Source organism: Candidatus Nanopelagicales bacterium (genome assembly GCA_018003655.1).
In the GTDB taxonomy this organism is placed as follows: domain Bacteria; phylum Actinomycetota; class Actinomycetes; order S36-B12; family UBA10799; genus JAGNDY01.
The window spans coordinates 1-23,909 of sequence record JAGNDY010000028.1 but is presented as its reverse complement, the minus strand read 5'-3'; the positions used below and the strand labels follow the sequence as shown (position 1 = coordinate 23,909).

Here is a 23,909-nt window from a genome sequence, read left to right as displayed (position 1 = left end):
TCAATGCGGCCTTGGCGACCGAGGCGCGCGCGTGCGCAAGTGATAGCTCGTCGGTCGTCGTGCTGAGGTTCAACCGGTCGATGATGGGGCTGGCCACAGTGGTCAACAGCAGCGACAGAATCACGACGCCGAAGGTCAAGGTAATGACGAAGGCTCGGCCGGGGAAGTCAGCCGGTATGGAGAACGCGGCCAGCACAGAGACCGGTCCGCGTACTCCGAGCAGGCTGATGGCGACAAAGTCTTTTGCCGTTGAGCGCCTGTCCTCGAAAGCTTTTGCAACAAGCCGAGGACCGAGCAAGAACCACAGCCACATGAACAGTGCGCGCAGTAAGAAGAGCAACAACGTGATCGAGACGATCAGCGCCAACAGTTGCCACCTCGGCGCCTGGGTGACCCCGCTGGCAGTTTCGAATAGTTCGACGCCGACCAAGCAGAACGCAATTGCCTCAAGCAGGAACGTGATCAAGGACCAGACGGCGGTAGCCTGAATCCGGGATTCGTATTGCGAGCTCGCATAGGTCGTATGGGCGATCCACACCCCGGCGATCACCATCGTGAGCAAGCCGGAACCCTCAATGGACTCGGAGATTCGGTAGAGCACGAACGGCGTGATGATCAGGATCGAGTTGACGATCACCGGAACGCCGGAGAGTCGGATCAACCAGGAAACCCCAAAGCCACCGACCACGCCAACACCGATGCCGCCGACTACGGCCAGGAACAGGATCTCCCCCGCGTCGAACAAGGTCACTGACCCGGCGACGGCAGCCACGACCGCAACTCGCAGAACCGTCAACGCGGTGCCATCGTTTGCCAGGCTCTCGCCTTCGATGACCAGTTGGACTCGCTGCGGCAGCCCAATCTTCTTAGCCACACTGCTCGCGGCGACGGCGTCGGTGGGGGCCAGGATCGCCCCGAGTGCACAGGCGGCCGCAAGCGAGAGACCCACCACCGCTGACACGACCCAACCGACGACAAAGGTCGTGATGATGACCAGGCCGACTGCCAGCAACAGCACGCTGCGCCGGACTCGCCTCAAGTCGACTGCGGAGCTACCCAGTCCTGCCGCGAAAACCAGCGGCGCCAACACCAGGCTCAAGACCAGCTCCGGGTTGATGTCCCCGGCCGTAACAGACGGAAAGATGAACTCCAATGCCAAGCCCGCGCCGATCAACGCAATGGCCGGATTGAACCCTCGCCAGCGACCGATCGCAGCGACTGCGACGGCCACTCCAACGATTAGGAATAGGTGATCCTGCACGTCACTCGAAAGCTTCGGGCGGGGGGCACGAACACATCAGGTTGCGATCGCCATAGGCGCCGTCGATTCTGCTAACCGGTGGCCAGTACTTGCCTCGAGTCAACCCCGCGACCGGGTAGGCACCTAGCTCGCGAGAGTAGGGCCGATCCCATTCCTGCGCCAGAGCGTGCGCGGTGTGGGGGGCTGCCCGCAACGGAGACTCCTGCAGCGTCCACTCCCCCGCGGCCACTCGATCAATCTCCGCGTGAATCGCGATCATCGCTTCGCAGAAGCGGTCGAGTTCGGCCAGGTCTTCACTCTCGGTTGGTTCGACCATCAACGTGCCGGCAATCGGGAACGACATGGTGGGGGCGTGGAAACCGTAATCAATCAGCCGCTTGGCGACGTCGTCAACGGTGACACCAGTCTCCTTGGTGATGTCGCGCAGATCGAGGATGCACTCGTGGGCAACCAATCCCTCGTTGCCGGTATAGAGAATCGGGTAGTGGTTGCGCAAGCGGGCAGCCACGTAGTTCGCCGTCAAAACCGCGTTCTGGGTGGCTGCCTTGAGTCCGTCGGCACCCATCATCCGCAGATAGCCGTACGGGATCGGCAAGATTCCGGCACTTCCGTAGGGGGCGCCGCTGATCGCACCAACCGGGGCATCAACGGGCGAGTCGGGCAGGAAGGGGTGGCTTGGCAGGTATTTCACCAGGTGTTCGCGAACCCCAACCGGTCCGACCCCGGGCCCGCCGCCGCCGTGCGGAATGCAGAAAGTCTTGTGCAGGTTGAGGTGCGACACGTCCGCGCCGAACTCCCCCGGTGCGGACAGACCGACCAGCGCATTGAGGTTTGCCCCATCAACGTAGACCTGACCGCCTGCCTCATGAACTATGGCGGCGACGTGGCCCACGGTGTCCTCGTACACGCCGTAGGTCGACGGATACGTGACCATGATGGCCGCGAGTTGATCGCGGTGTTGGGCAACCTTCGCCTCAAGATCGTCGAGGTCCACTCCCCCGGTGTGATCGCAGGCGACCACGACCACTCGCATGCCCGCCATCGCGGCGCTCGCGGCATTTGTTCCATGGGCACTCGATGGAATGAGGCACACCGTGCGATGACCCTCGCCGCGCTCCCGGTGATATGCCCGGATGGCCAGCAACCCAGCAAACTCACCCTGAGATCCGGCGTTTGGCTGGATCGAGACCGCCGCATAGCCGGTGAGCTCGGCTAGCCAGGCACTCACCCGGTCGATGAGTTCGCGATAACCACGAGCCGACTCCGGCGGCCCGAACGGGTGCATGTTGGCGAAGCCAGCCCAACTGATGGGCTCCATGACGGCCGCAGAGTTCAGTTTCATCGTGCATGAGCCGAGCGGAATCATCGTCCGGTCAAGGGCGAGATCGAAGTCGGCCAGCCGGCGCAACCACCGCATCATCGTCGTCTCACTGCGGTACTGGTGAAACCACGGGTGGGTCATGAAGTCGGAATCGCGCGCAAAGGGCCCTGGCAGCGCGGGCACTGACTCGGTCGCCTCTTTGGCGGTCGACCCATGCGGTTGGTCAGCCGACAAGGGGTCTGACTGCACGGGGTCTGACCCCTTGTCGCGGCGGCCGACGATCTCAGCGACGGCCGCGCACAACGCATCAACGTGCGCGACAGTCGTTGTCTCGTCGACGCTGACAGCGAATCGGTCGGCGTCGACCAACCGAACGTCGATGCCCTTTGACGCGATGGCTTTGACGATCCCGTCGGCCAGACCAGCGGCGTACAAGGTGACCGTGTCAAAGAACTCACCAGCCTGTGGCTCAACTCCCAAGGCGCTTAGTCGAATGCTCATGGAGACCGCTCGCGAGTGCACCCTGCTCGCGATGGCAGTCAGGCCCTCAGGGCCGTGGTACGCGCCGTAAAAAGCACTCATGACCGCGAGCAGCACTTGTGATGTACAGATGTTGCTGGTGGCGCGCTCCCGACGAATGTGCTGCTCGCGGGTCTGCAATGCCAGTCGGTAGGCCGGCTGTCCGTGTGCATCGGTACTGACCCCCACCAAGCGACCTGGCAGGTTGCGGGCCCAATCCTCACGCAGGGCCATGAAACCTGCGTGTGGGCCACCAAAGCCCAACGGCACTCCGAAGCGCTGGGCCGAGCCGACCGAGACGTCTGCTCCCCATTCGCCAGGTGGAGTGAGCAATGTCAGCGCCAACAAATCGGTCGCGGCAGTGACGACGGCGCCCCAGTCGTGGGCCTGCGACGTCAACGACCGGAAGTCGCGAATTCGGCCAGATGAACCTGGATACGACAACAAAAGGCCAAAGGCGTCACCGTCGGGCAACCCACCGTCGAGGTCGGTTACGACGAGTTCGATGCCGAGCGGCTCAGCGCGGGTGCCCAAAACGGCCAGCGTCTGCGGATGAGTGTCAGCATCCACGATGAAGCGATTCGACTTGGATTTGGATACCCGCCGGGACAGGGACATCGCCTCGGCAGCGGCGGTCGGCTCATCGAGCAATGAAGCGTTGGCGATGTCCATCCCGGTCAGATCAGAGACCATCGTTTGGAAGACCAGCAGGGCCTCAAGGCGGCCCTGGGAAATCTCCGGTTGGTATGGCGTGTAAGCCGTGTACCAAGCGGGGTTCTCCAGGACGTTGCGCCGAATCACCGCAGGGGTGTGGGATCGGTAGTAGCCCAGGCCCACCATGGGGGTGCGCGGTTCATTTCGATCCGCGAGTCCAGCGAGTTCGGCGGCAAGTTCCGCTTCTGAGATCGCCGGTGGAAGATCGAGTTCAGCGTTCAGCCGTACCGACGCTGGGATAGCCGCAGCGCACAATTCGTCCACAGTCGAGTAGCCGAGTTCGGTTAGCATCGTCGACTGGGTTTCGGTGGTCGGTCCGATATGTCGACGTTGATAGTCCACGCTCACGGTGCCGCTCTTTTCACAGGTCGTCAGTTTTACGCGATCGCGCGGCCCGGCTGAGCCGATAACTAAGGTTACCCGCTGGTAGGCCGACCCCGATCAACCGTGGGGCTTCAGCCAGTGCGCAGTGCTCGACGGCTGGCGAGTTCGTCGGAGAAGCCTTCCGGAACCACGCCTTGCCCGTCGGTTCGTTCCCCGGGAAGCTCAGCGAGGCTACCTTCGATCTCGCGCCACACTCGACCAACGGCGATGCCAAAGACCCCTTGGCCGCCCCGTACCAAATCAATGACTTCTTCTTCGGAAGTGCACTCGTAGACGCTCGCGCCGTCACTCATGAGCGTGATCTCCGCTAGGTCGTCCACCCCGCGATCTCGCAGGTGGTCGACTGCAGTGCGGATATTCTGTAGCGAAACGCCGGTATCCAAAAGGCGCTTGACGACCTTCAAGACCAGGATGTCGCGGAAGCTATACAGGCGTTGAGATCCAGATCCCTTCGCGGTGCGAATGCTCGGTTGGATGAGGCCCGTGCGAGCCCAGTAGTCGAGTTGACGATAAGTGATTCCGGCGGCGCTGCACGCGATCGGACCGCGGTAGCCGATGTCCATCGAGAGCTCATGTCCGACGGTCTCAAAAAGCACTTCTTGCTGCGGCGGCACCGAGACTCGCGACTCGGTGGCTGACTTGCCGCTTTGAGGCACATTGCCTCCGACGTTGGTACCGGTGGCTTCGGTCACTTGCATCCTCCAGTACCTCGGGTCGCTCTTGGCTTGCTCGAAACGTAGGGACAACCGTCGCCCGAGTCAACCTGCAACGCGAACAACGGGCCCAATGCCGTAAGAAATCCGAACCCTCAACCTTTACTTGAGGTTGATTAAGAACCCCATATCGGTAATTTCAGCCATGGAATTCACCTAATTAGGCATCCGGTGGCTGTTGCCCGCCGCCAAAGTCCTCCGGCGACACGGTGTCCAGGAATTCCCGGAACGCCTCGACTTCGTCCTCTTCTTCCTCCGGCGCGTCGACTCCAGCGGTATCCATCACCTGCTCATCCACGACCGTCTTCGCCCCGGTACGCAGGGCGAGGGCGACAGCATCAGAGGGCCGAGCGCTAACGGTGCTCCCGTCGGCGAAATTCAGGTTCGCGTAGAAGACGCCCTCGTCGAGGTTGGAGATCTCAACGGTGACAAGTTCATGATCGAAAGCGTCGAGCAGGTCTTTGATCAAATCGTGGGTTAGTGGTCGCGGCGCCTCGACGCCCTGCTGCGCAAAGGCGATCGCAGTTGCCTCAACTGCGCCGATCCAGATTGGTAGGAACCGTGCGCCCTGGACCTCTCTGAGTAATAGCACCGGCTGGTTGGCGGGCATTTCAACGCGGACGCCAACTACCTCTACCTCGATCACGGGCCAACTCTACGCCGCAACAGGCTCAGTCGGCCAATGACCGACTCAGCTGAGCGCGGATCGAGATCGACTGCAGCCGCAGCAGTTGGATTGCGACATCTTGGGCATCGGAGCGCAACTGTTCACGATTGGATCCCGTTGCGCTGGCGAGCCGTGCACCAATCAAACCCTCGACGAGGTCTGCCTGATTGGTAGCGGCCGAGACAACCGAACGCATATGTTTCGGCTCCAACCCATAGCCGAGAAGTTGACCGACAACCTGGCAGATCTCGACGGCGTCTGCGTTGAACTGCTCGGTCTCGGCATCACGGGTGATGACGCCCATCTTCTCCAAGTCCACCAGTGCCCGGACGCTGAGTCCGGTCTCTTCGACCAGGTCAGAAAAGGTGATCTGCACCGACTCGTCGGCCTCAAGGTCAGGCACCGGAATGACTGCTGTGGGAACGGATACTGGCACCCGCGGTTGGTTGTCGACTACGGCGACGGGTTCAAAACCCCGGTCAATTTTGTCGAGGTGTTCGCGGATCACCCGCAGCGGGAGAAAGTGGTCGCGCTGCATGCGTAGGGTGTATCGGAGGCGATCAACATCAGCCGGTGAGAACTTCCGGTAACCCGAGGGTGTCCGCGCCGGAACGACGAGGCCCTCCGCCTCCAAGAAACGTATCTTGGAAATGCTGAGGTCCATGTCGGGAAATTCGGTAGTGAGCAAATCGAGGACCGCTCCGATAGTGAGCAAAGGCATCGGCATCGGCATCGCCTGTGCCGCGCTTGTCACACCGTCTCCTCTGCTGCTACGCCAGCAACGTATTGGAATCGGTATTTGCCGATCTGAATCTCGTCACCCGGGTCGAGCCGTACTGAATCAACGCGCTGGCGGTCGACGTAGGTCCCGTTGAGACTGCCCAGATCTATGAGGTTCCACTCGTCGCCATCGGACTCGAAGCGGGCGTGATGGCGGGACACGGTGATGTCATCGAGGAAGATCGGAGCCTCTGGTGCCCTGCCGGCAACCATGACATCGCCCGATAGATCAATCCGAGTTCCAGCGCCAGGCCCCCGGACGATCACCAGCAAATGCTGACCAACCTCCACCGGACCGATGTCAGGGAGTTCAACGGCCTGTTGGGGCCCGGTATCGCTTGTTGCAAGTCCCAGTCCATGAACGGTGCCAGTGATGTCCGAGGCACCGGCATGGGGGGCTGTGCTGACGACTGGCTCGCCGCATTCAGCACAGAATCTGTCACCGGGAGCCAGCTCGTAATCACAGTTGGAGCACTTTTGAATCACAAAGCCTGAACCTAAGGTTCAGCCTATGGATTGGCAAGCGACTTAGCCGGAGCCGAGCAAGAAACTACTCGGCGATGAGCGCTTCGTACTCCGCCGCGCTCAGCAAACCCTCAAGTGGACCTTTAGACTCGGGGGTCAGTTCAACGAGCCACCCGTTTCCGTATGGGTCTGTATTCAGTACCTCCGGCGAGGTCTCGACGACGTCGTTACGCGATACCACGACACCGGAGATGGGGGCGTAGATGTCAGAGACGCTCTTGGTTGACTCCACTTCGCCGCAACTGTCGCCAGCGACCAGCGTGGCACCGGGCTCGGGGAGCGTGACGAAGACGATGTCGCCGAGGGCGTCCTGGGCATGGTCGGTGATGCCGAAGCGCACGTTGCCGTTTTCGGTGACAAAAGCCCACTCGTGTTCTGGCGAGTAGCGAAGATGGTCTGGGTTCATGTCGGTCACCTTATCGAGCGTCGCGGGGTACTGCCTGAGTATGTCGAATGATCCGCAGTGCCTGTTCTATGTAGAGGCCACCAGCCCACCAATAGAGACCGGTCCCCCACAACGCAAATGCCCAACCGAATACCTGACAGACGGTAGCTATCCAACTGGGCCCAGTTCCCAGCAGGATGAGCGGAAACGCGTAGAGAAGGCAAAAAGTCGCGGCTTTGCCGATGAAATGGACCGGTAGTCCGGTGATACCTCGTGTGCGTTTCAACACCAACAGCACGATTGCCATCACGAGGTCGCGTGCCACCAGCAAGGCGACGAGCCACCAAGGAATGATGTCCCGCAGGAGTAGGCCGATCAGCGTCGCGAGGATGTAGAGTCGATCGGCCAACGGGTCGAGTAGCTGGCCCAGCCGGCTTATCTGGTTCCACCGTCTGGCGATCTTGCCGTCCAAATAGTCAGACAGCCCGGCAAAGATCAGTAAGACGATCGCCCAACCATCGGCTTTGGGCACGAGGATCAGCCACAGGAACAGCGGCACGCCGAGTAATCGCAGGAAACTCAGCAGGTTCGGGACCGTCAACACTCGGTCGGTCTGTACCTCTGTCTCTTGTACCTCCACCCGAACCTACTGCTCTGGAGTCGGTGGGTCCGGCGGACTGAATGGCGATGTCGTCGTTGGTGGGGGTTCACCACCGGCCGATGGACCGGCCGGTGGTTGCCAGGGTTGAGTTGGCGGACTGGTCGGCGGTGGGCCTGCGACGGGCGGACTGGCCGGCGGTTGCCAGGCTTGCGGGGCTTGGGGGGCTGAGTTTGGGGGTTGGTACGGCTGGACGGGCGGACCCGGCGGGTACTGCTGCGGCACCTGGCCCGAGGCCGTGGCCATCGCGGGTGGATAAGCGCCCGGCGGCAGGCCCGTGCGCTTCTTGCGCGATCGAACGAATGCCCAGATCGCGAGCAGGACGAAGATCGCGCCGACAACAATCAACCCGATGCCGGCTGGGAAGAGGAACCTCGACTTCACGCCAACCTGGAGATCAATGGCCACCTGCTCGGAAGTGTCAGCGTTCATCACGACCAGGGTCTGGGTTGCAGCCGGGTCAATCGAAATCCGCGGTGAATTGCCCTGCGCGCGCACCGTCCAGAAACTCTGATCCATCGGGGGCGCGGGTTGGTCCTTGCCAGGAACGGGGATGACCTTGGTGCCGCCGCTGTCGGACGAGATGTCGGAAACGATGTCGTGCGGGAATCCTGACAAGTACTGATTCACCTGATTGACGGGCCCAACCCCGATGAAGAGCCGCTTGCCGTTTGTCGACTCGGCGCCGACTGTCAGGTCAGCGAGTCCGGAAAGCGTGTCACTGGTGCCTCCCGTGTCGACTGCGAAATCGTTGAAGACGAGTGCTTTGCCGTCGCCATTCGCGTTGCCAGCCTCAGCCGAAAACTCGCCATCACTGCCGGCACCGACAACGATGCCGGTTCCGATCGCGATGCTGCCCAGGCCGAACAGCAAGAGCAATATCCCCACGATCACCAATACGACGCGCTTCATTCGATCCCCTCAGATTCCATCTGCGTTTCGTCACGCTATCGGACATCACCCGACCCGCCCGATTGCTCAGGATGTGTCGGACCTTGTGTTGCAGCAGCATTCTGTGCCAACGCCGATTACGCCTTGAGCAGTACCAGCACAACTCCCACCAGCATCCCCGCGACAGCCCAACCGACACTTCGGGGCCAACTCATGCCCCCGCGCCTGGCCAGACTCCCGGATGCGATCGAGAAGCACGCTGTCAACAGGAGCAGTGACGCCCGGACCGCCGCCTCAAATGACCCATCGAAGAGCGTGGACAGGAGGATCGCAGCGCAAGCGAGGGCCGCTGGCAACATCAACGCAAAGGTGTGTCGGGACACCTCACACACGCTGAGGGACAGCCGACTCTGGCTGTGATCTGCCCGGTGTTCGATCAATCCAGCCCACCCATGCGCCACGGCGACAGACAACGCTGAAGCGACGGTCAGGAGGATCAACTCCCCCGACTCCTTGACCGCTCCCTTCCAAGTGGACGCGGCCACGACCGCGAAGACGGTCAACGACGAATAGATGACCAGCGTAAGGCTGTGGCCAAAGCCATCCCGGGCTTCCGTGCTCATGCGCTAGTTGTATCGCAGCAACTGCAGCGTCGTGAGTCCTCGTGATCTCACGATCGGAGCAGCCAGCTCCCAACAGCGCTGAAGCGGCAGAGTGCAGCGGCGCTAAGGGGTTGCACATTCTCCAATACCGATATATCGTTACTACATCGAGTAAGTGCATCGAGTAATAGTCGAAGTACACTGAACACCTCGATCGACGCAGTCAGGAGCGCGGCTTCAATGCCCCGCACGACTGCCGACACATCCGATGCGATCAGCGGATCGCACCACTGACCTCCCCAGGAGCAGAAATGAACAGCAACCACAATTTTGAGCAAGAAGAGAACAGCAACGACCACAACCATGGTCAGAGTCGTGACCAGGACCGCGGCCGAGGTCGCGGTCGCCACCGGGGCGGACCCCGGGGCGGGCACCGTCAACGCGGCGGAGGTCGCCGGGGTCGCGGTGACGTCCGGTTGGCACTGTTGGCGCTCATCGACGAGGAGCCTCGACACGGATATGAGCTCATGCAGGCAATCGCCGAACGAACTGACGGGGGCTGGCAACCGAGTCCCGGCTCGATCTACCCAGCCCTGGCACTGCTGCAGGACGAAGGGCTCATCCGAGTGGTCACCGACGATTCCGGTCGCGGGGTCGCGTCACTGACCGACGAGGGCACTGCGTACATGGCCGACAACAAGGAAGCAATCAACGCGGTGTGGGAATCGGCCCACTCCGGTCGCTCGAATGCTCGTCGCGACGCTGGCAGAAGCATCGAGGGCGTCGCGTTAGCGCTCAAGCAGGTCATTCACGTTGGCAGCCCCGAACAGGTAAATGCCGCTGCGAAGGTACTGGCAGACGCGCAAAGATCGCTGTACCTGATCCTTGCCCAGGATCCAACCCAGCGGGAAGCCGACAACAAGTAGCCGACTAATCGGCAAGTCAGCTCGAGTGGGTGTGCGGCAACGGTCGCACACCCACTCGTTGCTTCCGTCCGTGCCACCGGCGAGTGCGGGTAAGTTGGCCTAAACGGCGTCACTCAGCAGCCCGATGTTCGGAGAGCTCATGGCGGATCCCCGCCCCCGCAAGCCGCGTTCGCGCAAGCCAAAGGCCGCCGAGTCGACTAAACGCGGCCGCAGCACCCAACACGGATCGCGCCGAGCCGCCTCGCATACTCGACCACCCCGCAAGATGCGAACAACTTCCCCGCACTCGGCACCGACCACATTCGCGGCCTGCGGCGTGCCTTCCGAACTGGTTCGAGTTCTCGCCGGGTTGGGCATCACGACGCCCTTCCCCATCCAGGCGGCGACGCTGGCCGATGCGATACGGGGCCGGGACATCCTCGGCCGAGGTCGCACGGGATCTGGAAAGACACTCGCCTTCGCCTTGCCAGTCGTCGCACGCCTCGCGGGCGGCGTAAGCGAGCCCAAACGCCCCCGCGCCGTGATCCTCGCTCCAACCAGAGAGCTGGCCAACCAGATCCATGCCACATTCGTGCCATTGGCTGCGGCGTTCGGCCTCAAGACCGTCGCCGTCTATGGCGGCGCTGCCCCGCGTCCCCAAATTGCTGCACTTCGCCGCGGCGCCGACATCGTGGTTGCAACCCCCGGGCGCCTTGACGATCACATTCGATCTGGCCATGCCCGACTCGATCATGTAGCAATTGCGGTCATCGATGAGGCGGATCACATGGCCGACTTGGGCTTCCTCCCCGAGGTGCGGGCACTACTGGATCAGATGCCACGACAAGGCCAACGTCTCCTGTTCTCGGCAACCCTCGACGGTGACGTGGACGTCCTGGTTCAGCAGTATCTCGATGCACCCAAAACCCACAGTGTCGATGAGGATGAGGGCGCGAACGAGGCGAGCCACCACGTGCTTCGGGTTGATTCTGGCGACCGGTTGGCCGTCATGACCGACCTCGCGCAGGCTCCCGGAAGGACCATCGTGTTCACCCGCACCAGGCTCGGCGCAGCGAAGCTCACTGAGCAGCTGACCCACGCTGGAGTTGCGGCGGTCGATCTACACGGCGATCTGAGCCAAGCCGTGCGCGCACGCAACCTCAGAGCGTTTACGCAAGGCCGGGCAACAACCCTGGTCGCGACTGACATCGCCGCCCGCGGTATCCACGTCGATGATGTTGCTCGGGTTGTCCACGCCGATCCCCCAGACGAACATAAGGCCTATGTGCATCGTTCGGGTCGTACCGCACGGGCCGGTGCCGCTGGCACAGTCATCACGATCATGACTGGTCGCCAAACTCGGGTAGTGCGCGAATTGACCCGCCGCGCTGGGGTGAGCACGACCACCACCCGCGTTACCCCGGGCCACCCATTCCTGCAGGAGATCGCGCCCGGCGACCGGACCACCAGTCGAGTCGAGCCCGAGCCAAAGCAGTCGCGGGAGGAGGGTCGCAGTTCACGAACCCGCGCAGCCGGTCACTCCAACCGCCGACAGGGCGGAAACAAACGCACTGCGCAGGGTAGTCGAGATACGCGCCGGAAGAGCCCAAAGGGCCGTGGACGACCACGACCCGGCGACGCCCGCGGCAGACGTTAGGTGTTGGCAACCGATCGACCCGCAGCTAGTCAACTCCAGGTGAACCCGCCTACGTCGCCAACGGCCTCGATTGCCAACCATCTACATTTGGGTATGACCAGCCAGACTCGCAACGGAAGGGACCGGGCATGAGCGCAAAGGACCGCGCCGACCGAGCCGACGACCTTGAGTCGCGGACGACCGGCCGCATGCGCCTGGGCGACTATGTGCGCCCACCAAATGAGACTCTGGCGTCGGTGCTGGCAGCGTGGCGGCACCCGGAAGCAAAGGCGCCGCCAGACGCTCCAGCACGATTTGGATTCATGTCCAAGGGCGAGTTCTTCCGAGTGCGGGTGCTGACCGCGGATGACTCCGACAAGCTGCTGGACTTCATGCAGGATGGCCTCAGCGATCACTCGCGCGAACTTCGATTTCTCACCTCGGTGCCCCAGGTTCGGGCCCGGGTGTCAGCCCAGCTGTCGCAGCGCGATGGGTACAAGCGAGTCGGTCTGATCACCACCACGGGAGAAGGACCGCAGGAGGTGATCGTTGCGATGGCGGAGTATGCCGTGCTGCCCGACGACGAACCACCGGAGGTTGCAATTGCGGTCGCCGACGATTACCAACATCGAGGTATCGGAACGAGTCTGATCACAGCGCTCGCGACCCTGTCCTTGGCTGCTGGACACCAGAAGTGGAGCGGTGACGTACTCCACGAGAACGACCCGGTATTCGCGTTACTCGGAGAGGTCGGGCACGTCAGCGTCACCGACGAGAGTGGTGGCGTCGCGCATGTGGAAATCGACCTCGACCCGGCGAAAGTGCTCGTCGCCCATTAGCCGTTGCTGGGGACCCGTCGCGCGAGGCGCGCAGTAGGGACAGGGCAGACTTGCCAGGTGAGCAACCAAGCATCGCCCCAAGACCTGTCCTTCACCACTGTGTGCGCGGAGACTGAGGTCTTCCCCATCACGATCCATCTCGGCCAGAAGTTGGCGATCACAAGTTGGCTCTTCCGAAAGCCCAAGTACTGGCTGGATGAAGAAGAAACGCGATTGACCATCGAGGAGATCGAACAGATCCTCGCACAGCGGGCGAGTTCCAGCGACGCGCTGCGGGCAGCCGTCGCCGACCTCCAGCAAGCGGTAACCGACCTGGCACTGTCGCTGAACATCAGTTCCGACGATGCTGTGGCGGCAATTGCCGAACAGCTCGCCGCCGCGTCGCCGCTGACTGCCGGTCAGCTCAACGAACTTGTGCCCGGCTAAGGCCGGTCAGGTTTGCTCAGGGAGCATCAGGATCGCACCGGAAGGACACTCGCTGACGCAGATTCCGCAGCCCTTGCAGTAGTCCAGGTCAAAGGCGTAGTCACGACCGTTGTCGCCTGCCGCCGATCCGGCCACGAACTTGATGACGGCATTGTCCGGGCAGACCCCAAAGCAGTTGTCGCAACCGAAGCAATTGCCACAGGACAGGCAGCGGCGGGCTTCGAACAGCGCGTTCGACTCGTTGAGCCCGTGCTTGACCTCCGCGAATGAATCCAGGCGGCGGGCGACTTCAAGTGTCGGCCGCACCGTCTTGTCCGCGTCGGTGTAGTACCAGGTATTGAGGTCATCAAACGTCGCCAACGGCGGCTGTGCTTCATGCACGAACGGTTCACCCATGAGCCACCCATTGATGTTGCGGGCGGCCTGCTTGCCATGACCGATTGCCACGGTCACGGTGCGTTCGGAGGGAACCATGTCCCCACCGGCGAAGATCCCGTCAAACCCCGTCATCATTCGCTCATTGACTTGCACCACTCCGTCGGTGACGGCTAGCCCGGGAACGCCGTCGAGCAGCGACAGGTCGACTTCCTGCCCTAACGCCAGCACCAGGGAATCGGCGGCGAGCTCTTCAGTTTCTCCCGTCGGTTGCGGGAACCCCGTGTCATCGAGTTCCATCCGCTCGACGGTGATGTGGTCGTCGTCGACGTGCTTGATAGTCGACAACCAGCGCATCAGCACGCCTTCTTCCAGGGCTTCCTCGACCTCAATGTCGTGGGCGGGCATCCGATCTCGGGTGCGGCGATAGACGATCACCGCTTCCTCGGCGCCGAGGCGCTTGGCGGTTCGGGCGGCATCCATGGCAGTGTTGCCGCCGCCATAGACCACGACGCGGCGGCCGAGCAGTGGCTTCTCTTCGCCCTCCATGTCCCGTAACAGCGCGACCGCATCGAGAATGTGCGCCGACTCGCCTGCGGGAATGTACGCGCGCTTACCGATGTGGGCACCGACCGCCAGAAAGACCGCGTCGAATCCCCCGCCCTCCTTGGCCGCCAACACGTCGTCGACCCGGCTGTTGAGTTCGAGGCCAACGCCTAGATTCAGGATCCGTTCGATCTCGGCATCGAGGACGTCTCTGGGCAGGCGGTAGGCGGGGATGCCAAAGCGCATCATGCCGCCAGCCTTGGGACCGGCATCGCGCAAGACGACGTCGTGCCCGAACCGACGCAAGTGGTAGGCCGCCGACAGCCCGGAGGGCCCTGCGCCTATCACGAGCACACGCTTGCCGGTGCTGGTTGGTGGAGCGTCGAATGTCCAGCCATCCTGCAGGGCGGCGTCACCGAGGAATCGTTCAACCGAGTTGATCCCCACCGGCTGATCGAGTTGTGCTCGGTTGCAGGCGGTTTGGCAGGGGTGGTAGCAAACGCGTCCCATGATGGCGGGGAATGGATTGTCGCGGACCAAGACCCGCCACGCATCCTCGTAGCGGCCCTCCTCCGCGTCGTACAGCCACCCTTGGATGTTCTCCCCCGCCGGACACGCGTTATTACACGGTGGCATCGAGTTCGTGTATATGGGCCGTTCCGTGCGCCACGTGCCCGTCTTGTTGGCCAAACTCGATCCGACGTCGAGCGTGATTGCGAACGGCTTCTCCACAGCTACTCCTCGATCTTCGTTGAATCCGCGGACGGATCCGCAGACTCGGTGGCGACAGGTTCAATGGTGCCTGCGGACCCGTCGCTACCGGCCTGGATGCCGTCGCCGTCGCCGTCCCCTAGCAGTCCGTACCGCGCGATGTTCCGGTCAGCCCTGGCCTGCAGCATCGCTAGCGTGTCGACATCTGGGTTGGCGCCGAACAGGTGGGCGTACCGTTTCTGCCGCTTTAGGTAGTCGGTGACGGGCACCCGCTGGCGGATCTTCGTCACCGCTGTCACCTCTCCGGCCCGGGCTTCGAAGACCGGGAAGAGTCCACTCTGGGTCGCCAGGCGCGCCAGGTTGATCGTGTCGTTGCTGGCCGACCCCCACCCGAGTGGGCAAGGAACCAGTACGTGCAGGTAGCGCGCGCCGTGCATGGACATCGCCGTCGTGACTTTGTCCTCCAAGTCGTGCAGGTCGGCCACTGTCGCCGTCGCCACATACTCAACGTCGTGCGCCATCGCGATTCGAGGCAGATCTTTGCCTTGGCCAAACGGATTGCCGGGGTGTTCGCCAACCGCTTGGGTGGTCATTGTTCGTGCGGCCGGCGGGGTGGCACCAGACCGCTGAACCCCAGTGTTCATGTACGCCTCGTTGTCGTAACAGATGTAGAGGACGTCATCGTTGCGTTCGAACATGCCCGACAGGGTGCCCATCCCAATGTCGACCGTGCCGCCGTCGCCCCCTTGTGCCACAACGCGAGTGCTCGCCTGACCTTTGACACGCAACGCGGCCGCAACTCCAGTTGCCACCGAGGGAGCGTTGCCAAACAACGAATGCAGCCACGGAATCTGCCAGCTCGTCTCCGGGTACGGCGTTGAGAAAACCTCCAGGCAGCCGGTCGCGTTCACCGCGATGATGTTTCCGTCCGCGGCGCGCATCGCAGCATCCAAGGCGTATCGCGCACCAAGTGCCTCGCCGCATCCCTGGCACGCCCGGTGTCCGCTGTTGATGGAGTTGCTGCGGTTGGGATCGGACTGCACCGAGGTGATGTCGAGCAGTCGGTTGCCGACGGCGAACGAGCCGACTTGATAGAACTTGACCGGGTCACTCATCGCGACCCACTCGGATCGTCAAGGGGTGTCGCAACCCGCGGGCCGCTCGGTGTCACCGCGTGCGGATCACCGACCGCACCCACATCCCTGAGCATGTTCTCCGCAGCGGGGCCTGAGCGTCGTCGACTCCGAGATCGTTGCAATTCCATCTCAATCAGATCCTCCCGCAGATCAAGGAACGTCAGCTCATCCAACTCCCGAGCTTGCGCCTTCATGATCATCTCTTGCAATGACCGAGTCAGGATGGGGCGTCCACCAAGTCCAGCAATCACTGTCGACATCCTGATCGGTAAGTCGGCCAGAGCCGTTCGGACGTTGGAACTCACGATGCCCCCGATGCCAACGGCGAGCGACTTCTCCAGCACCACGACGTTCTTCGCACCCGCGAGAGCCTGCCGAACCCGTTCGAGTGGGAAGGGTCGGAAGGAGGTAATCCCCAGTACGCCGATCCGGTGTCCGTCCGCGCGCAACTCATCGACGGCATCCTGCAAAGTGCCCAACACCGAACCCAGCGCGACGATCACAGTGTCCGCATCCTCGACTTTGTACGAGGAAATTAACCCGTCGCGGACTCGGCCGGTGGCTTGGCCGTAATCGGCCGCGATCTGTGGGATCAATTCCAGCGCGCGCATTTGCCGAAGGTGGGCCAAATACCGCACTTCCATGAATGCCTCCGGACCCACCATCGCGCCGATAGAAACAGGCTCAGCAGGATCCAGAATCTGGCGGGGTTCAAACGGAGGGAGGAATGAGTCGACGACGTGCTGGTCGGGCAAGTCGACCTCCTCGACTGCGTGGGTGAGGATGAAGCCATCCATGCAAACCATGATTGGCAGCGACACTTCCTCGGCCAACCGGAACGCCTGGATGTGCAGATCGACAGCCATCTGGTTGTCCTCCGCGTACAACTGAATCCAACCGGAGTCGCGTTGACTCATCGAGTCGGAATGATCGTTCCAGATGTTGATCGGCGCACCGATCGCCCGATTGGCGACCGTCATCACGATGGGCAGTCCCAACCCGGACGCGTTGTAGACCGCCTCAACCATGAAGAGCAACCCTTGGCTCGCGGTTGCTGTGTACGAGCGAGCGCCCGCTGCCGACGCGCCGATCGAGGCGCTCATCGCCGCGAATTCGCTCTCGACGTTGAGGTACTCGCAGTTTGCCAGTGATCCCGACTTCACGAGCTTGCTGAGCGTCTCGACGATGTGTGTCTGCGGGGAGATGGGATAGGCGCAAATTACCTCTGGGCGCGACAGCGCCACAGCGGCAGCGACGGCTTGCGATCCCTCAATTTGCTGCAGCACTAGCTTCACCAACCTTGCCTTGTCCGCCAACAACATCGAGGACGTCCTGATGGGCCTCCGCAGCAGCAGCTGCGTTGCTCTCACCCAGCTCCCCGGGGAATCGCTCGCGCACTGCCTTTTGGACACCCGCGAGCGAAACAACCCCAGTCAACGCCGCGAATCCCCCGAGCAAGACCGCGTTGGGAACCGGTTTACCCACCCATCGCTTGGCGATTTCCGTCGCTGGAACCGTGATGACATGGTCGAGACCCCGTTCGGCCACAAACTCAGCCATGCCCAGCTCATGGAGGGTCCGGTGGGTGTTGATCAGGATGAAGGCGTCGTTGGAAAGTCCTGCGAAGAGATCCACCTGATTGAGCAGAGTCGCATCCTGGATGATCAGGCCGTCGGGCACAACGATGGGTTCGCGGTTGCGGATGGGTACCTCGGCGATGCGGCAGTAAGCGACCACCGGCGCTCCCGTTCGCTCCGATCCAAAGCTCGGGAAGGCCTGCGCGTGTTTGCCTGCGGCGAAGGCCGCCACAGACATCAACTCGGCAGCTGTGACCACTCCCTGTCCGCCACGTCCATGGATCCGGGTCTGGAACACAGGTGGTCCCTTCACGTCAGCTCAACAGGTCAGTCGTTGGCGGGTCGCCGTCGTCTTCCACCTTATCCCGGGAAGGTTCGGTCGACCACCTCGTGACCGTCGCGCGCACCGTCACTGGGCAGCGCCACCGGCGGAGCTTGGACAGCCTCCATCAGTCGATTCAAAGCGTCGACCCCGCCTGTGCGGTACGCCAGCCAGTTGGCGCCCGAACCCCGGAACCGGGCACGGTCCAATTCGGCTGACCACTGCTGCAGCGTCGACGTAGCAGTGGTCACCGTGGTGTCCAGATCAGGGCCGACCTTGCGTCTGACTTCGGCGAGAGCGGCCCAGGCACCCTCCCGGTACTTCAGTGCGGGAACCGGACTACCAGTCCGACTCAGGTCACACATCGAAGTGTCACCCGCAGCATGCTGCAGATGGACCAACGCAGCAGCCAACATCGCCGCGAGGGCATCTCGGGGATCCATCGGGTTCCCCTTCGGGATGCGTCTCGGGATGCCTGGTGAGCGGGTCTCGGGCTCTGGCGGTTCTATCGGCAGTCGCAGCGCTGTTCGCGCGGCACGCCTCCTAACACCTGATCGACATGCATGCCACAGCCTGAGAACGTTGCTTTGCGGCAGCGTGGGCAAGTCGCGGGACTACACATTGATGACCTCCGAATATGGTTGATGAGTTACTGGACTATATACCCCCTGGGGTATTTTGCCAAACGCGCTTTGGCTGATGAAACACAGTATCGGCCGCCCGTGAACCAGCGGCGAAGTTGCGCGGATCACCCTGAGCGGAAGTTGCCGACCTGATACCCCCTGGGGTATCCTGGTGCAGTCAACGACACCCGAACATTGGAGCCTGACGTGGCCTTGATCAACCGAGTCGCAGCCGTACCCGCTGTTGATGGAGCGCAGGCCCGCAAGCTCGTCCAAGACGGAGCGCTTCTGCTCGATGTTCGCGAGCAAGGCGAATGGAACGAGGCACACGCGCCGCAGGCACAGTTGTTGCCGCTGGGTTCGCTCACCAACGCGTCGTCAAAGCTCCCCAATGACCAGACCATCGTGGTCGTTTGCCGTAGCGGCAGCCGATCGAACACAGCTGCCGGGTACCTCAATACTCGCGGCTACAAGGCAGTCAACCTCGCTGGGGGCCTCGGCGCTTGGGCGGTTGCCGGCGGTGAGTTGGTCAACGGTGCGGGTCAACCGTTGACGGTCTAACCCATGAGTGGCGGCTTGTTGGTCGTTGTCCTTGTTGGCGCCATCCTCGGCCTCGTACTCGGCCTGCTCGGTGGAGGTGGCGGGATTCTTGCCGTCCCACTGCTCGTAGCGCTTGGTGAGCCGGTCCTGGTGGCCTCGACGATGTCACTGGTGATCGTCGGGACTGGCGCGGCCGCTGCGATCATCCCGCACCACCGCGCACAGCGCGTGGACTGGCGGGTCGGGTTAACGTTCGGTGCCCTTGGATCTGTCGGCGCTATCGTCGGCGCGCGCGCCGCCCAATCTGCCAGCGACGCTCTCCTCCTCGGTGGACTCGCAGTCATGCTGGTCATCGGCGCGACGACCATGCTTCGAGCCGCCGTCAAGTCTCGACGCCTGATCACCAGCGAAGAGACTGACCAACTCGTCCCCACATCAGATCTGGACAGCCCGGATGTCACCGACAGCGAGTCTACGGTTAGTCAGCCGCGCGGGACTGCATCGACAATCCGGATGGTGCTGCTCGCCTCGGGTGTCGGGCTCATCACCGGCTTCTTTGGGGTGGGAGCCGGCTTCGTCGTCGTACCCGCGCTGATCGCTGCCATGAACCTGCCGGTCAAGCGCGCCACCGCAACTGGCTTGGTGGTCATCGTGATGAACTCGGCGGTTGCCCTTGCGGTTCGTCACAGTGACTTGGGACCCCTGAGTCTGACGTTCTCCCTGGCCGCCGCCACTGCGATATTCGCCATCATTGGCGCGCTGGTGTCCTCGCGTATCCCTGGATGGGTCTTGTCGGGTGCCTTCGGAATCTTGATGCTGCTGGTCGGTGGATTCACCGTCGTCAGCGCGATCCTCGCTGGGTGACCTCAACCGAACGGCCCGGCCACTACTGAACGACTGGCTTGCCGGCCGCTTCCCACGCGACGATCCCGGCGTTCAAATCCGACACATTGGTGAAGCCAGCATTGCTCATCTGCGTCAAGGCCTGGCCCGACCGATTGCCGCTGCGACAGTAGATGGCGTAGGTCGTGTTCTTGTCCAGGCCAGCGATCTGGGTCGCGAAGTTGCCCGACTCGAAGTCGATGTTCCTGGCGCCTTCGATGTGACCGCTGGCGTATTCGGCTGGGGTTCGAACGTCGAGCACAACCGTGCCAGGTTGCTGGATTGCCGAAGAGAACTCCGCCACCGACAGATGCTGACCTGAGGACACCGCGGACTGACTTGCAGAGTCGCTGCTCGTCGAGGACGAACAGCCGCTGACCCCGACGATTGCGGTCGCGGCCAATGCCGCTGCAGCAGCTCCTGTTGCCCAGCGGCGCTTGGGGCTCGTGATGGACATAGAGACTCCTCGTCGGTACAGCTGATCGATGCGCAGTGGTGGGTGGTTTCATCGGGCGAACACGCCTAGCGACGCGCCCACCTCGGTATCAGGTTAGGCAATCACCGGTTCGTGCATGGCTTCCCAGGCGGCGAAGCCACCAGCCAGATCTGAGACGTCATCGAGACCACGGCTGCGAAGGAAACTGCCAGCGACGCTTGAGCGCCAGCCGCCAGCACAGTAGGTCACGATTGGGCGATCCGTGGGCACCTCCTCGAGGCGCCGACCGAGCTCGGCCAACGGGATGTTGGCGGCACCATCAATCGTTCCCGCGTCGAGTTCGCCGACATTGCGGACATCGAGTACCCACGGTGACACCGGTCCGGCGATGACGTCGGCCAGCTGCACCGGCGTCAGCCGGCTTGCCTGCTCGACCTGGTCGTCCAACGCGATGAGAACCTCATCGACGTTGCCGATGAAGCCGAGTACCGAGTCGAACCCGATGCGCGCCAGTCTAGTTGCGACCTCGTCCTCTCCCCCGGGTGCCGCGATGATGACGACTTGGTCGCCGGGCTGCAAAACCATGCCAGCGGTTTCGGCGAACCTGCCGTCGGCTGGAATATTGATCGAATCAGTGAGGTGCCCAGCCGCGAAATCCAGGTTTTCGCGGGTGTCGATGACGGTCGCTCCCGCGGCCCGGGCGGCGGTCACCGCGTCGGCGTCCAGATCCCGCAAGCTGCGATCGGAGTCAAGGACATCGCGGTTCTTGCGGTTGAGGATCGCGTCGTAGACGAAGTACTCCGGCGCGGGGGGCTGGCCAGCGGTGACGATGGAGACGAACTGCTCCTCCGACATCGGCTGGCAGGCGTAGTTGGTCAGCCGTTGCGCACCGATCGTTGACTGCAACTCGGTCGACAGGTTCTTGCCGCACGCGGAGCCAGCGCCGTGCGCTGGGAAGACCCTGACTTCATCGGGCAGTGACATCAGCTTGTGCTGGATCGAGTCGTAGAGCTGTTTGCCCAGCTCGTCGGCTGTCACGCCGATTGAGGCGAGCAAGTCCGGCCGGCCGACGTCACCGATGAAGAGCGCGTCTCCAGTCAGAACCCCATACGGAACCTCTGGGTTCAGACCGTCGTGCACCAGCAGGCTGATCGACTCAGGAGTGTGACCTGGTGTTGCCATGACTTTCAGCCAGACGTCTCCCAGGACGATGCGCTCACCGTCCTGCAACGAGCGACTGGCGTATTCGGTCTCGGCAGCCGCTCCGTAGGCGATCCATGCTCCGGTTGCCTCTGCCAACTCCAGGTGGCCAGCGAGGAAGTCAGCATGGAAGTGAGTATTGATCACACCGATGATCGTCAGGCCATGTTCGTTCGCGTCGTCGACGTACTCGGTGACGTCGCGGCGAGGGTCGACCACAACCGCCTTACCAGTCGATTCATCGCCGATCAGGTACGACGCCTGGGACAGACAATCCAAGTAATGCTGGGCAAAGTACACGAGAGGACTCCTCATGACGACTAGTGAACGTAGGTTGATGGTATACCCCAGGGGGTATATGCTTCAAGTCTAGCCAGCCGCGAAACATTCCCGGATGCGTCGCGACGCACAGTGCTGCCAGAGATTGCAGACCGACGATGGGAGTCCAGCAAATGACCTACGGAAAAGACGTTCAACAGGAGCTTCGCCCGCATGCTCGCGAACTGCGTCGGATGATTCCGGACGTGTACAAAGCGTTCGGCGCTCTGCACTCGGCTGCGCTGACCGACGGTGCGCTAGACGCTAAGACCAAGGAGCTGATGGCCTTCGCGATCTCGGTGAGCAAGCAGTGCGACGGCTGCATTGCCGCTCATGCCAGAGGTGCTGCCATGCAGGGCGCGACCCTTGAGGAGGCAGCCGAGGCCATCGGTGTGGCAGTGCTGATGAACGGTGGCCCGGCGACGGTGTACGGACCCCGAGCCCTGTCCTCATTCGCTGAGTTTCATGCCGACGTGCATGCCAGCGGAGCAGCCGCGCCCAACTGAGGCCGAGCGATCCGCACGTCCAGTCCAGATGCGATCACTCGGGGTCGACGATCGGGACTGCTAGCCCAACCACGATTGATCCGACACAGACCGTCGCTCCCGGTTTCTGCACTGTGACGAGCACGTGATCGCCACTGCCGGACGTGTTCACAAAGACACTATGCAGTCCTGCGCTCACTGCCGTTTCTGCCGCTGGCTGGCCAGTGAGGCCTACCGTGATCGGCGTATCGACGCTGGCTAAGTACCCGATCGCGACTGTGTAATTCCAATCAAAGACCGAACGCTCCAACGAAACGGAAATTGGACCCGCTCCCCCGGTAGCGCGGTATCTACATCCCTTGACCTTTGCCGCGCCCTTGACTCCCTGCACGGCGCCAGGACGCAGGTTCCCGTTGACATCGAGCACGCGCAAGTTGTCTGTCGTAGTTGAGAAGGCAGGTCTGTCACGAAGCGGTGCGAAGAACCAATCGGTTTGGTTGTAGGGGTAGGCGACCGGGAACAACACATTGCCGGCCACGGACTGCGGGATGAGCGGCGAAGAACGATCCGTCGCCGCGAGTTGGGGCACGGCGTTGTTGGTGTAGTGGATCGAGGCGTTCTTGCTCAGCGCCAGCGCCAACCCGGTGGCGCTGAGGAGAACGCCGGCCACCATGACTGCCGATACGGCACTGCCGATCAGGACGCGGTTCCCCTGGTGCTGCTCGGCATCGGGCGGGTCACCTGCCGGAGGCTCCTGCTCTTGCTCGCCGTCGTCATGCTGCCGGGCCGGGTTGTCGGTTCGTACCGTCATCAGCGACAGCGCTACGGCCATCGCGATCGGTATCAGCGCATCACTGGTGTACCGCAGACTCGCGCCGATGCTGGTGGGTATGCCTGGGGCGAGTCTGCCGAAAGCGAGCACACCGACATCCAGCGTGATGTAGATGAGCGCAACGATCCACGCCCAGCGAGCTGTCGGATTGCGCCGAACCGTCACGGCAACGAACGTCAGCAATAGCGCACAGCAGATCAGCGCGAGAACCAACGGAGTGTCGGCGAGGGCCGAACCCGCACCCATCGGGAGCCACGTCCACGGGCCCCCGAACAAGGCAGGGATCGAGCCGACAACGACCGAGTGGTACCAGGCTGAAAGTGCCGTGCCAACTGACGCTGGATTGTGCGGGTGCACCGCGCTCGCGAAGAAGTACGTCGCGACATAAGCGATCGTCACTGCGGCAAGCGTCAGCCACACTGCCCGCGAGAGACGCCAAGCACCGCGTAAACGGCTTCGCACTCCGCCGGAACCAAGAGCCATCGCCAGGCCAAAGAGAAACACACCGATGATCAGGCTCTTCTCAAAGAACGCCAGTGCGAGAAGGAAGCTGCCAATGATTGTGAGTTGCGAGCGGTTACGCAGCAACCATGCCCGCGTCCCGTCGGCGGAATCATGCGTGGAGCCTCGCGCGGACAATGCCAGAACGGCGCCTGCGCCAGCAACCAGGCCGAATTGCAGCGGAAGTGAATTCAATGCC

25 protein-coding genes are annotated in these 23,909 nt (G+C 62.5%); 7 read left to right on the top strand and 18 right to left on the bottom strand.

Annotated elements, in window-relative coordinates:
- The 10 genes from KAZ48_05895 to KAZ48_05850 form a co-directional block, all read right to left on the bottom strand.
- On the bottom strand, nucleotides 1-1,231 hold a 1,231-nt coding region (locus KAZ48_05895; protein MBP7972312.1), incomplete at its 3' end, for a cation:proton antiporter.
- Nucleotides 1,232-1,262: 31 nt separating this feature from the next.
- Nucleotides 1,263-4,163: an aminomethyl-transferring glycine dehydrogenase gene (gcvP, locus tag KAZ48_05890; protein ID MBP7972311.1), complete on the bottom strand. Its 2,901-nt coding sequence runs from the start codon at nucleotides 4,161-4,163 to the stop codon at nucleotides 1,263-1,265.
- Nucleotides 4,164-4,270: 107 nt separating this feature from the next.
- Nucleotides 4,271-4,762: a MerR family transcriptional regulator gene (locus tag KAZ48_05885; protein ID MBP7972310.1), complete on the bottom strand. Its 492-nt coding sequence runs from the start codon at nucleotides 4,760-4,762 to the stop codon at nucleotides 4,271-4,273.
- A gap of 310 nt (nucleotides 4,763-5,072) precedes the next feature.
- A complete protein-coding gene (locus tag KAZ48_05880; GenBank protein ID MBP7972309.1) occupies nucleotides 5,073-5,558 on the bottom strand; it encodes a bifunctional nuclease family protein in 486 nt (161 codons plus the stop codon).
- A gap of 25 nt (nucleotides 5,559-5,583) precedes the next feature.
- Nucleotides 5,584-6,312 carry a MerR family transcriptional regulator gene (locus KAZ48_05875; protein MBP7972308.1) on the bottom strand — a complete coding sequence of 243 codons (729 nt, stop codon included), beginning with the start codon at nucleotides 6,310-6,312 and terminating at the stop codon, nucleotides 5,584-5,586.
- 17 nt (nucleotides 6,313-6,329) lie between these two features.
- Complete coding sequence (locus tag KAZ48_05870) at nucleotides 6,330-6,845, bottom strand: FHA domain-containing protein (protein MBP7972307.1); 516 nt, start codon at nucleotides 6,843-6,845, stop codon at nucleotides 6,330-6,332.
- A gap of 64 nt (nucleotides 6,846-6,909) precedes the next feature.
- Complete coding sequence (gcvH, locus tag KAZ48_05865; protein ID MBP7972306.1) at nucleotides 6,910-7,299, bottom strand: glycine cleavage system protein GcvH; 390 nt, start codon at nucleotides 7,297-7,299, stop codon at nucleotides 6,910-6,912.
- A 1-nt stretch (nucleotide 7,300) separates the two neighbouring features.
- Nucleotides 7,301-7,909 carry a CDP-alcohol phosphatidyltransferase family protein gene (locus tag KAZ48_05860; protein ID MBP7972305.1) on the bottom strand — a complete coding sequence of 203 codons (609 nt, stop codon included), beginning with the start codon at nucleotides 7,907-7,909 and terminating at the stop codon, nucleotides 7,301-7,303.
- Between the two features lie 6 nt (nucleotides 7,910-7,915).
- A complete protein-coding gene (locus tag KAZ48_05855; protein MBP7972304.1) occupies nucleotides 7,916-8,839 on the bottom strand; it encodes a hypothetical protein in 924 nt (307 codons plus the stop codon).
- Between the two features lie 116 nt (nucleotides 8,840-8,955).
- On the bottom strand, nucleotides 8,956-9,441 hold the full coding sequence (locus KAZ48_05850) for a hypothetical protein (GenBank protein ID MBP7972303.1): 486 nt from the start codon (nucleotides 9,439-9,441) through the stop codon (nucleotides 8,956-8,958).
- A gap of 290 nt (nucleotides 9,442-9,731) precedes the next feature.
- Here KAZ48_05850 and KAZ48_05845 point away from each other — a divergent pair, with 290 nt between their 5' ends.
- The 4 genes from KAZ48_05845 (at nucleotide 9,732) to KAZ48_05830 (ending at nucleotide 13,226) form a co-directional block, all read left to right on the top strand.
- Nucleotides 9,732-10,346, top strand: a complete 615-nt coding sequence (locus tag KAZ48_05845; GenBank protein ID MBP7972302.1) for a PadR family transcriptional regulator — start codon at nucleotides 9,732-9,734, stop codon at nucleotides 10,344-10,346.
- Between the two features lie 265 nt (nucleotides 10,347-10,611).
- Complete coding sequence (locus KAZ48_05840; GenBank protein ID MBP7972301.1) at nucleotides 10,612-11,982, top strand: DEAD/DEAH box helicase; 1,371 nt, start codon at nucleotides 10,612-10,614, stop codon at nucleotides 11,980-11,982.
- Between the two features lie 128 nt (nucleotides 11,983-12,110).
- The gene (locus tag KAZ48_05835) at nucleotides 12,111-12,800 is read left to right on the top strand and encodes a GNAT family N-acetyltransferase (protein MBP7972300.1); all 690 of its coding nucleotides are present in this window, start codon (nucleotides 12,111-12,113) and stop codon (nucleotides 12,798-12,800) included.
- A 57-nt stretch (nucleotides 12,801-12,857) separates the two neighbouring features.
- The gene (locus KAZ48_05830) at nucleotides 12,858-13,226 is read left to right on the top strand and encodes a hypothetical protein (GenBank protein ID MBP7972299.1); all 369 of its coding nucleotides are present in this window, start codon (nucleotides 12,858-12,860) and stop codon (nucleotides 13,224-13,226) included.
- A 6-nt stretch (nucleotides 13,227-13,232) separates the two neighbouring features.
- Here the strand turns inward: KAZ48_05830 and KAZ48_05825 are convergent, their stop codons facing one another.
- From KAZ48_05825 to KAZ48_05805, 5 genes are read right to left on the bottom strand one after another with little or no spacing between them, the layout of a single operon-like run.
- Complete coding sequence (locus KAZ48_05825; protein MBP7972298.1) at nucleotides 13,233-14,879, bottom strand: NAD(P)-binding protein; 1,647 nt, start codon at nucleotides 14,877-14,879, stop codon at nucleotides 13,233-13,235.
- 2 nt (nucleotides 14,880-14,881) lie between these two features.
- The gene (locus KAZ48_05820; GenBank protein ID MBP7972297.1) at nucleotides 14,882-15,973 is read right to left on the bottom strand and encodes a hypothetical protein; all 1,092 of its coding nucleotides are present in this window, start codon (nucleotides 15,971-15,973) and stop codon (nucleotides 14,882-14,884) included.
- Nucleotides 15,970-17,280: a hypothetical protein gene (locus KAZ48_05815; GenBank protein MBP7972296.1), complete on the bottom strand. Its 1,311-nt coding sequence runs from the start codon at nucleotides 17,278-17,280 to the stop codon at nucleotides 15,970-15,972. Before KAZ48_05815 ends, KAZ48_05820 begins: the two co-directional genes overlap by 4 nt.
- Nucleotides 17,264-17,884: a 2-oxoacid:acceptor oxidoreductase family protein gene (locus KAZ48_05810; GenBank protein MBP7972295.1), complete on the bottom strand. Its 621-nt coding sequence runs from the start codon at nucleotides 17,882-17,884 to the stop codon at nucleotides 17,264-17,266. The genes KAZ48_05815 and KAZ48_05810 overlap by 17 nt, the downstream gene beginning before the upstream one ends.
- A gap of 47 nt (nucleotides 17,885-17,931) precedes the next feature.
- A complete protein-coding gene (locus KAZ48_05805; protein ID MBP7972294.1) occupies nucleotides 17,932-18,336 on the bottom strand; it encodes a hypothetical protein in 405 nt (134 codons plus the stop codon).
- Between the two features lie 393 nt (nucleotides 18,337-18,729).
- On the opposite strand from KAZ48_05805, the gene KAZ48_05800 reads away from it, so the two are divergent.
- Nucleotides 18,730-19,077, top strand: coding sequence for a rhodanese-like domain-containing protein (locus KAZ48_05800; GenBank protein MBP7972293.1), 348 nt, complete (start codon nucleotides 18,730-18,732; stop codon nucleotides 19,075-19,077).
- Between the two features lie 3 nt (nucleotides 19,078-19,080).
- Entirely contained in the window at nucleotides 19,081-19,920 is an 840-nt protein-coding gene (locus KAZ48_05795) for a sulfite exporter TauE/SafE family protein (GenBank protein ID MBP7972292.1), read from the top strand.
- Nucleotides 19,921-19,942: 22 nt separating this feature from the next.
- Here the strand turns inward: KAZ48_05795 and KAZ48_05790 are convergent, their stop codons facing one another.
- A complete protein-coding gene (locus KAZ48_05790; GenBank protein MBP7972291.1) occupies nucleotides 19,943-20,395 on the bottom strand; it encodes a rhodanese-like domain-containing protein in 453 nt (150 codons plus the stop codon).
- Nucleotides 20,396-20,488: 93 nt separating this feature from the next.
- On the bottom strand, nucleotides 20,489-21,874 hold the full coding sequence (locus KAZ48_05785) for an MBL fold metallo-hydrolase (protein ID MBP7972290.1): 1,386 nt from the start codon (nucleotides 21,872-21,874) through the stop codon (nucleotides 20,489-20,491).
- A gap of 152 nt (nucleotides 21,875-22,026) precedes the next feature.
- Between KAZ48_05785 and KAZ48_05780 the strand changes: the two genes are divergently transcribed.
- Nucleotides 22,027-22,398: a carboxymuconolactone decarboxylase family protein gene (locus KAZ48_05780; GenBank protein ID MBP7972289.1), complete on the top strand. Its 372-nt coding sequence runs from the start codon at nucleotides 22,027-22,029 to the stop codon at nucleotides 22,396-22,398.
- 34 nt (nucleotides 22,399-22,432) lie between these two features.
- On the opposite strand, the gene KAZ48_05775 is transcribed toward KAZ48_05780, so the two are convergent.
- The coding region (locus KAZ48_05775) for a hypothetical protein (protein MBP7972288.1) at nucleotides 22,433-23,909 on the bottom strand (1,477 nt) is incomplete at its 5' end.

Bases quoted from the DNA above. Each gene is read 5' to 3' on its own strand.
- KAZ48_05795 (MBP7972292.1), top strand. From the start codon at position 19,081: ATGAGTGGCGGCTTGTTGGTCGTTGTCCTTGTTGGCGCCATCCTCGGC.
- KAZ48_05850 (MBP7972303.1), bottom strand. From the start codon at position 9,441: ATGAGCACGGAAGCCCGGGATGGCTTTGGCCACAGCCTTACGCTGGTC.
- KAZ48_05820 (MBP7972297.1), bottom strand. From the start codon at position 15,973: ATGAGTGACCCGGTCAAGTTCTATCAAGTCGGCTCGTTCGCCGTCGGC.
- KAZ48_05845 (MBP7972302.1), top strand. From the start codon at position 9,732: ATGAACAGCAACCACAATTTTGAGCAAGAAGAGAACAGCAACGACCAC.
- KAZ48_05885 (MBP7972310.1), bottom strand. From the start codon at position 4,762: ATGGACATCGGCTACCGCGGTCCGATCGCGTGCAGCGCCGCCGGAATC.
- KAZ48_05875 (MBP7972308.1), bottom strand. From the start codon at position 6,312: ATGCCGATGCCGATGCCTTTGCTCACTATCGGAGCGGTCCTCGATTTG.
- KAZ48_05790 (MBP7972291.1), bottom strand. From the start codon at position 20,395: ATGTCCATCACGAGCCCCAAGCGCCGCTGGGCAACAGGAGCTGCTGCA.
- KAZ48_05855 (MBP7972304.1), bottom strand. From the start codon at position 8,839: ATGAAGCGCGTCGTATTGGTGATCGTGGGGATATTGCTCTTGCTGTTC.
- KAZ48_05840 (MBP7972301.1), top strand. From the start codon at position 10,612: ATGCGAACAACTTCCCCGCACTCGGCACCGACCACATTCGCGGCCTGC.
- KAZ48_05780 (MBP7972289.1), top strand. From the start codon at position 22,027: ATGACCTACGGAAAAGACGTTCAACAGGAGCTTCGCCCGCATGCTCGC.
- KAZ48_05835 (MBP7972300.1), top strand. From the start codon at position 12,111: ATGAGCGCAAAGGACCGCGCCGACCGAGCCGACGACCTTGAGTCGCGG.
- KAZ48_05805 (MBP7972294.1), bottom strand. From the start codon at position 18,336: ATGGATCCCCGAGATGCCCTCGCGGCGATGTTGGCTGCTGCGTTGGTC.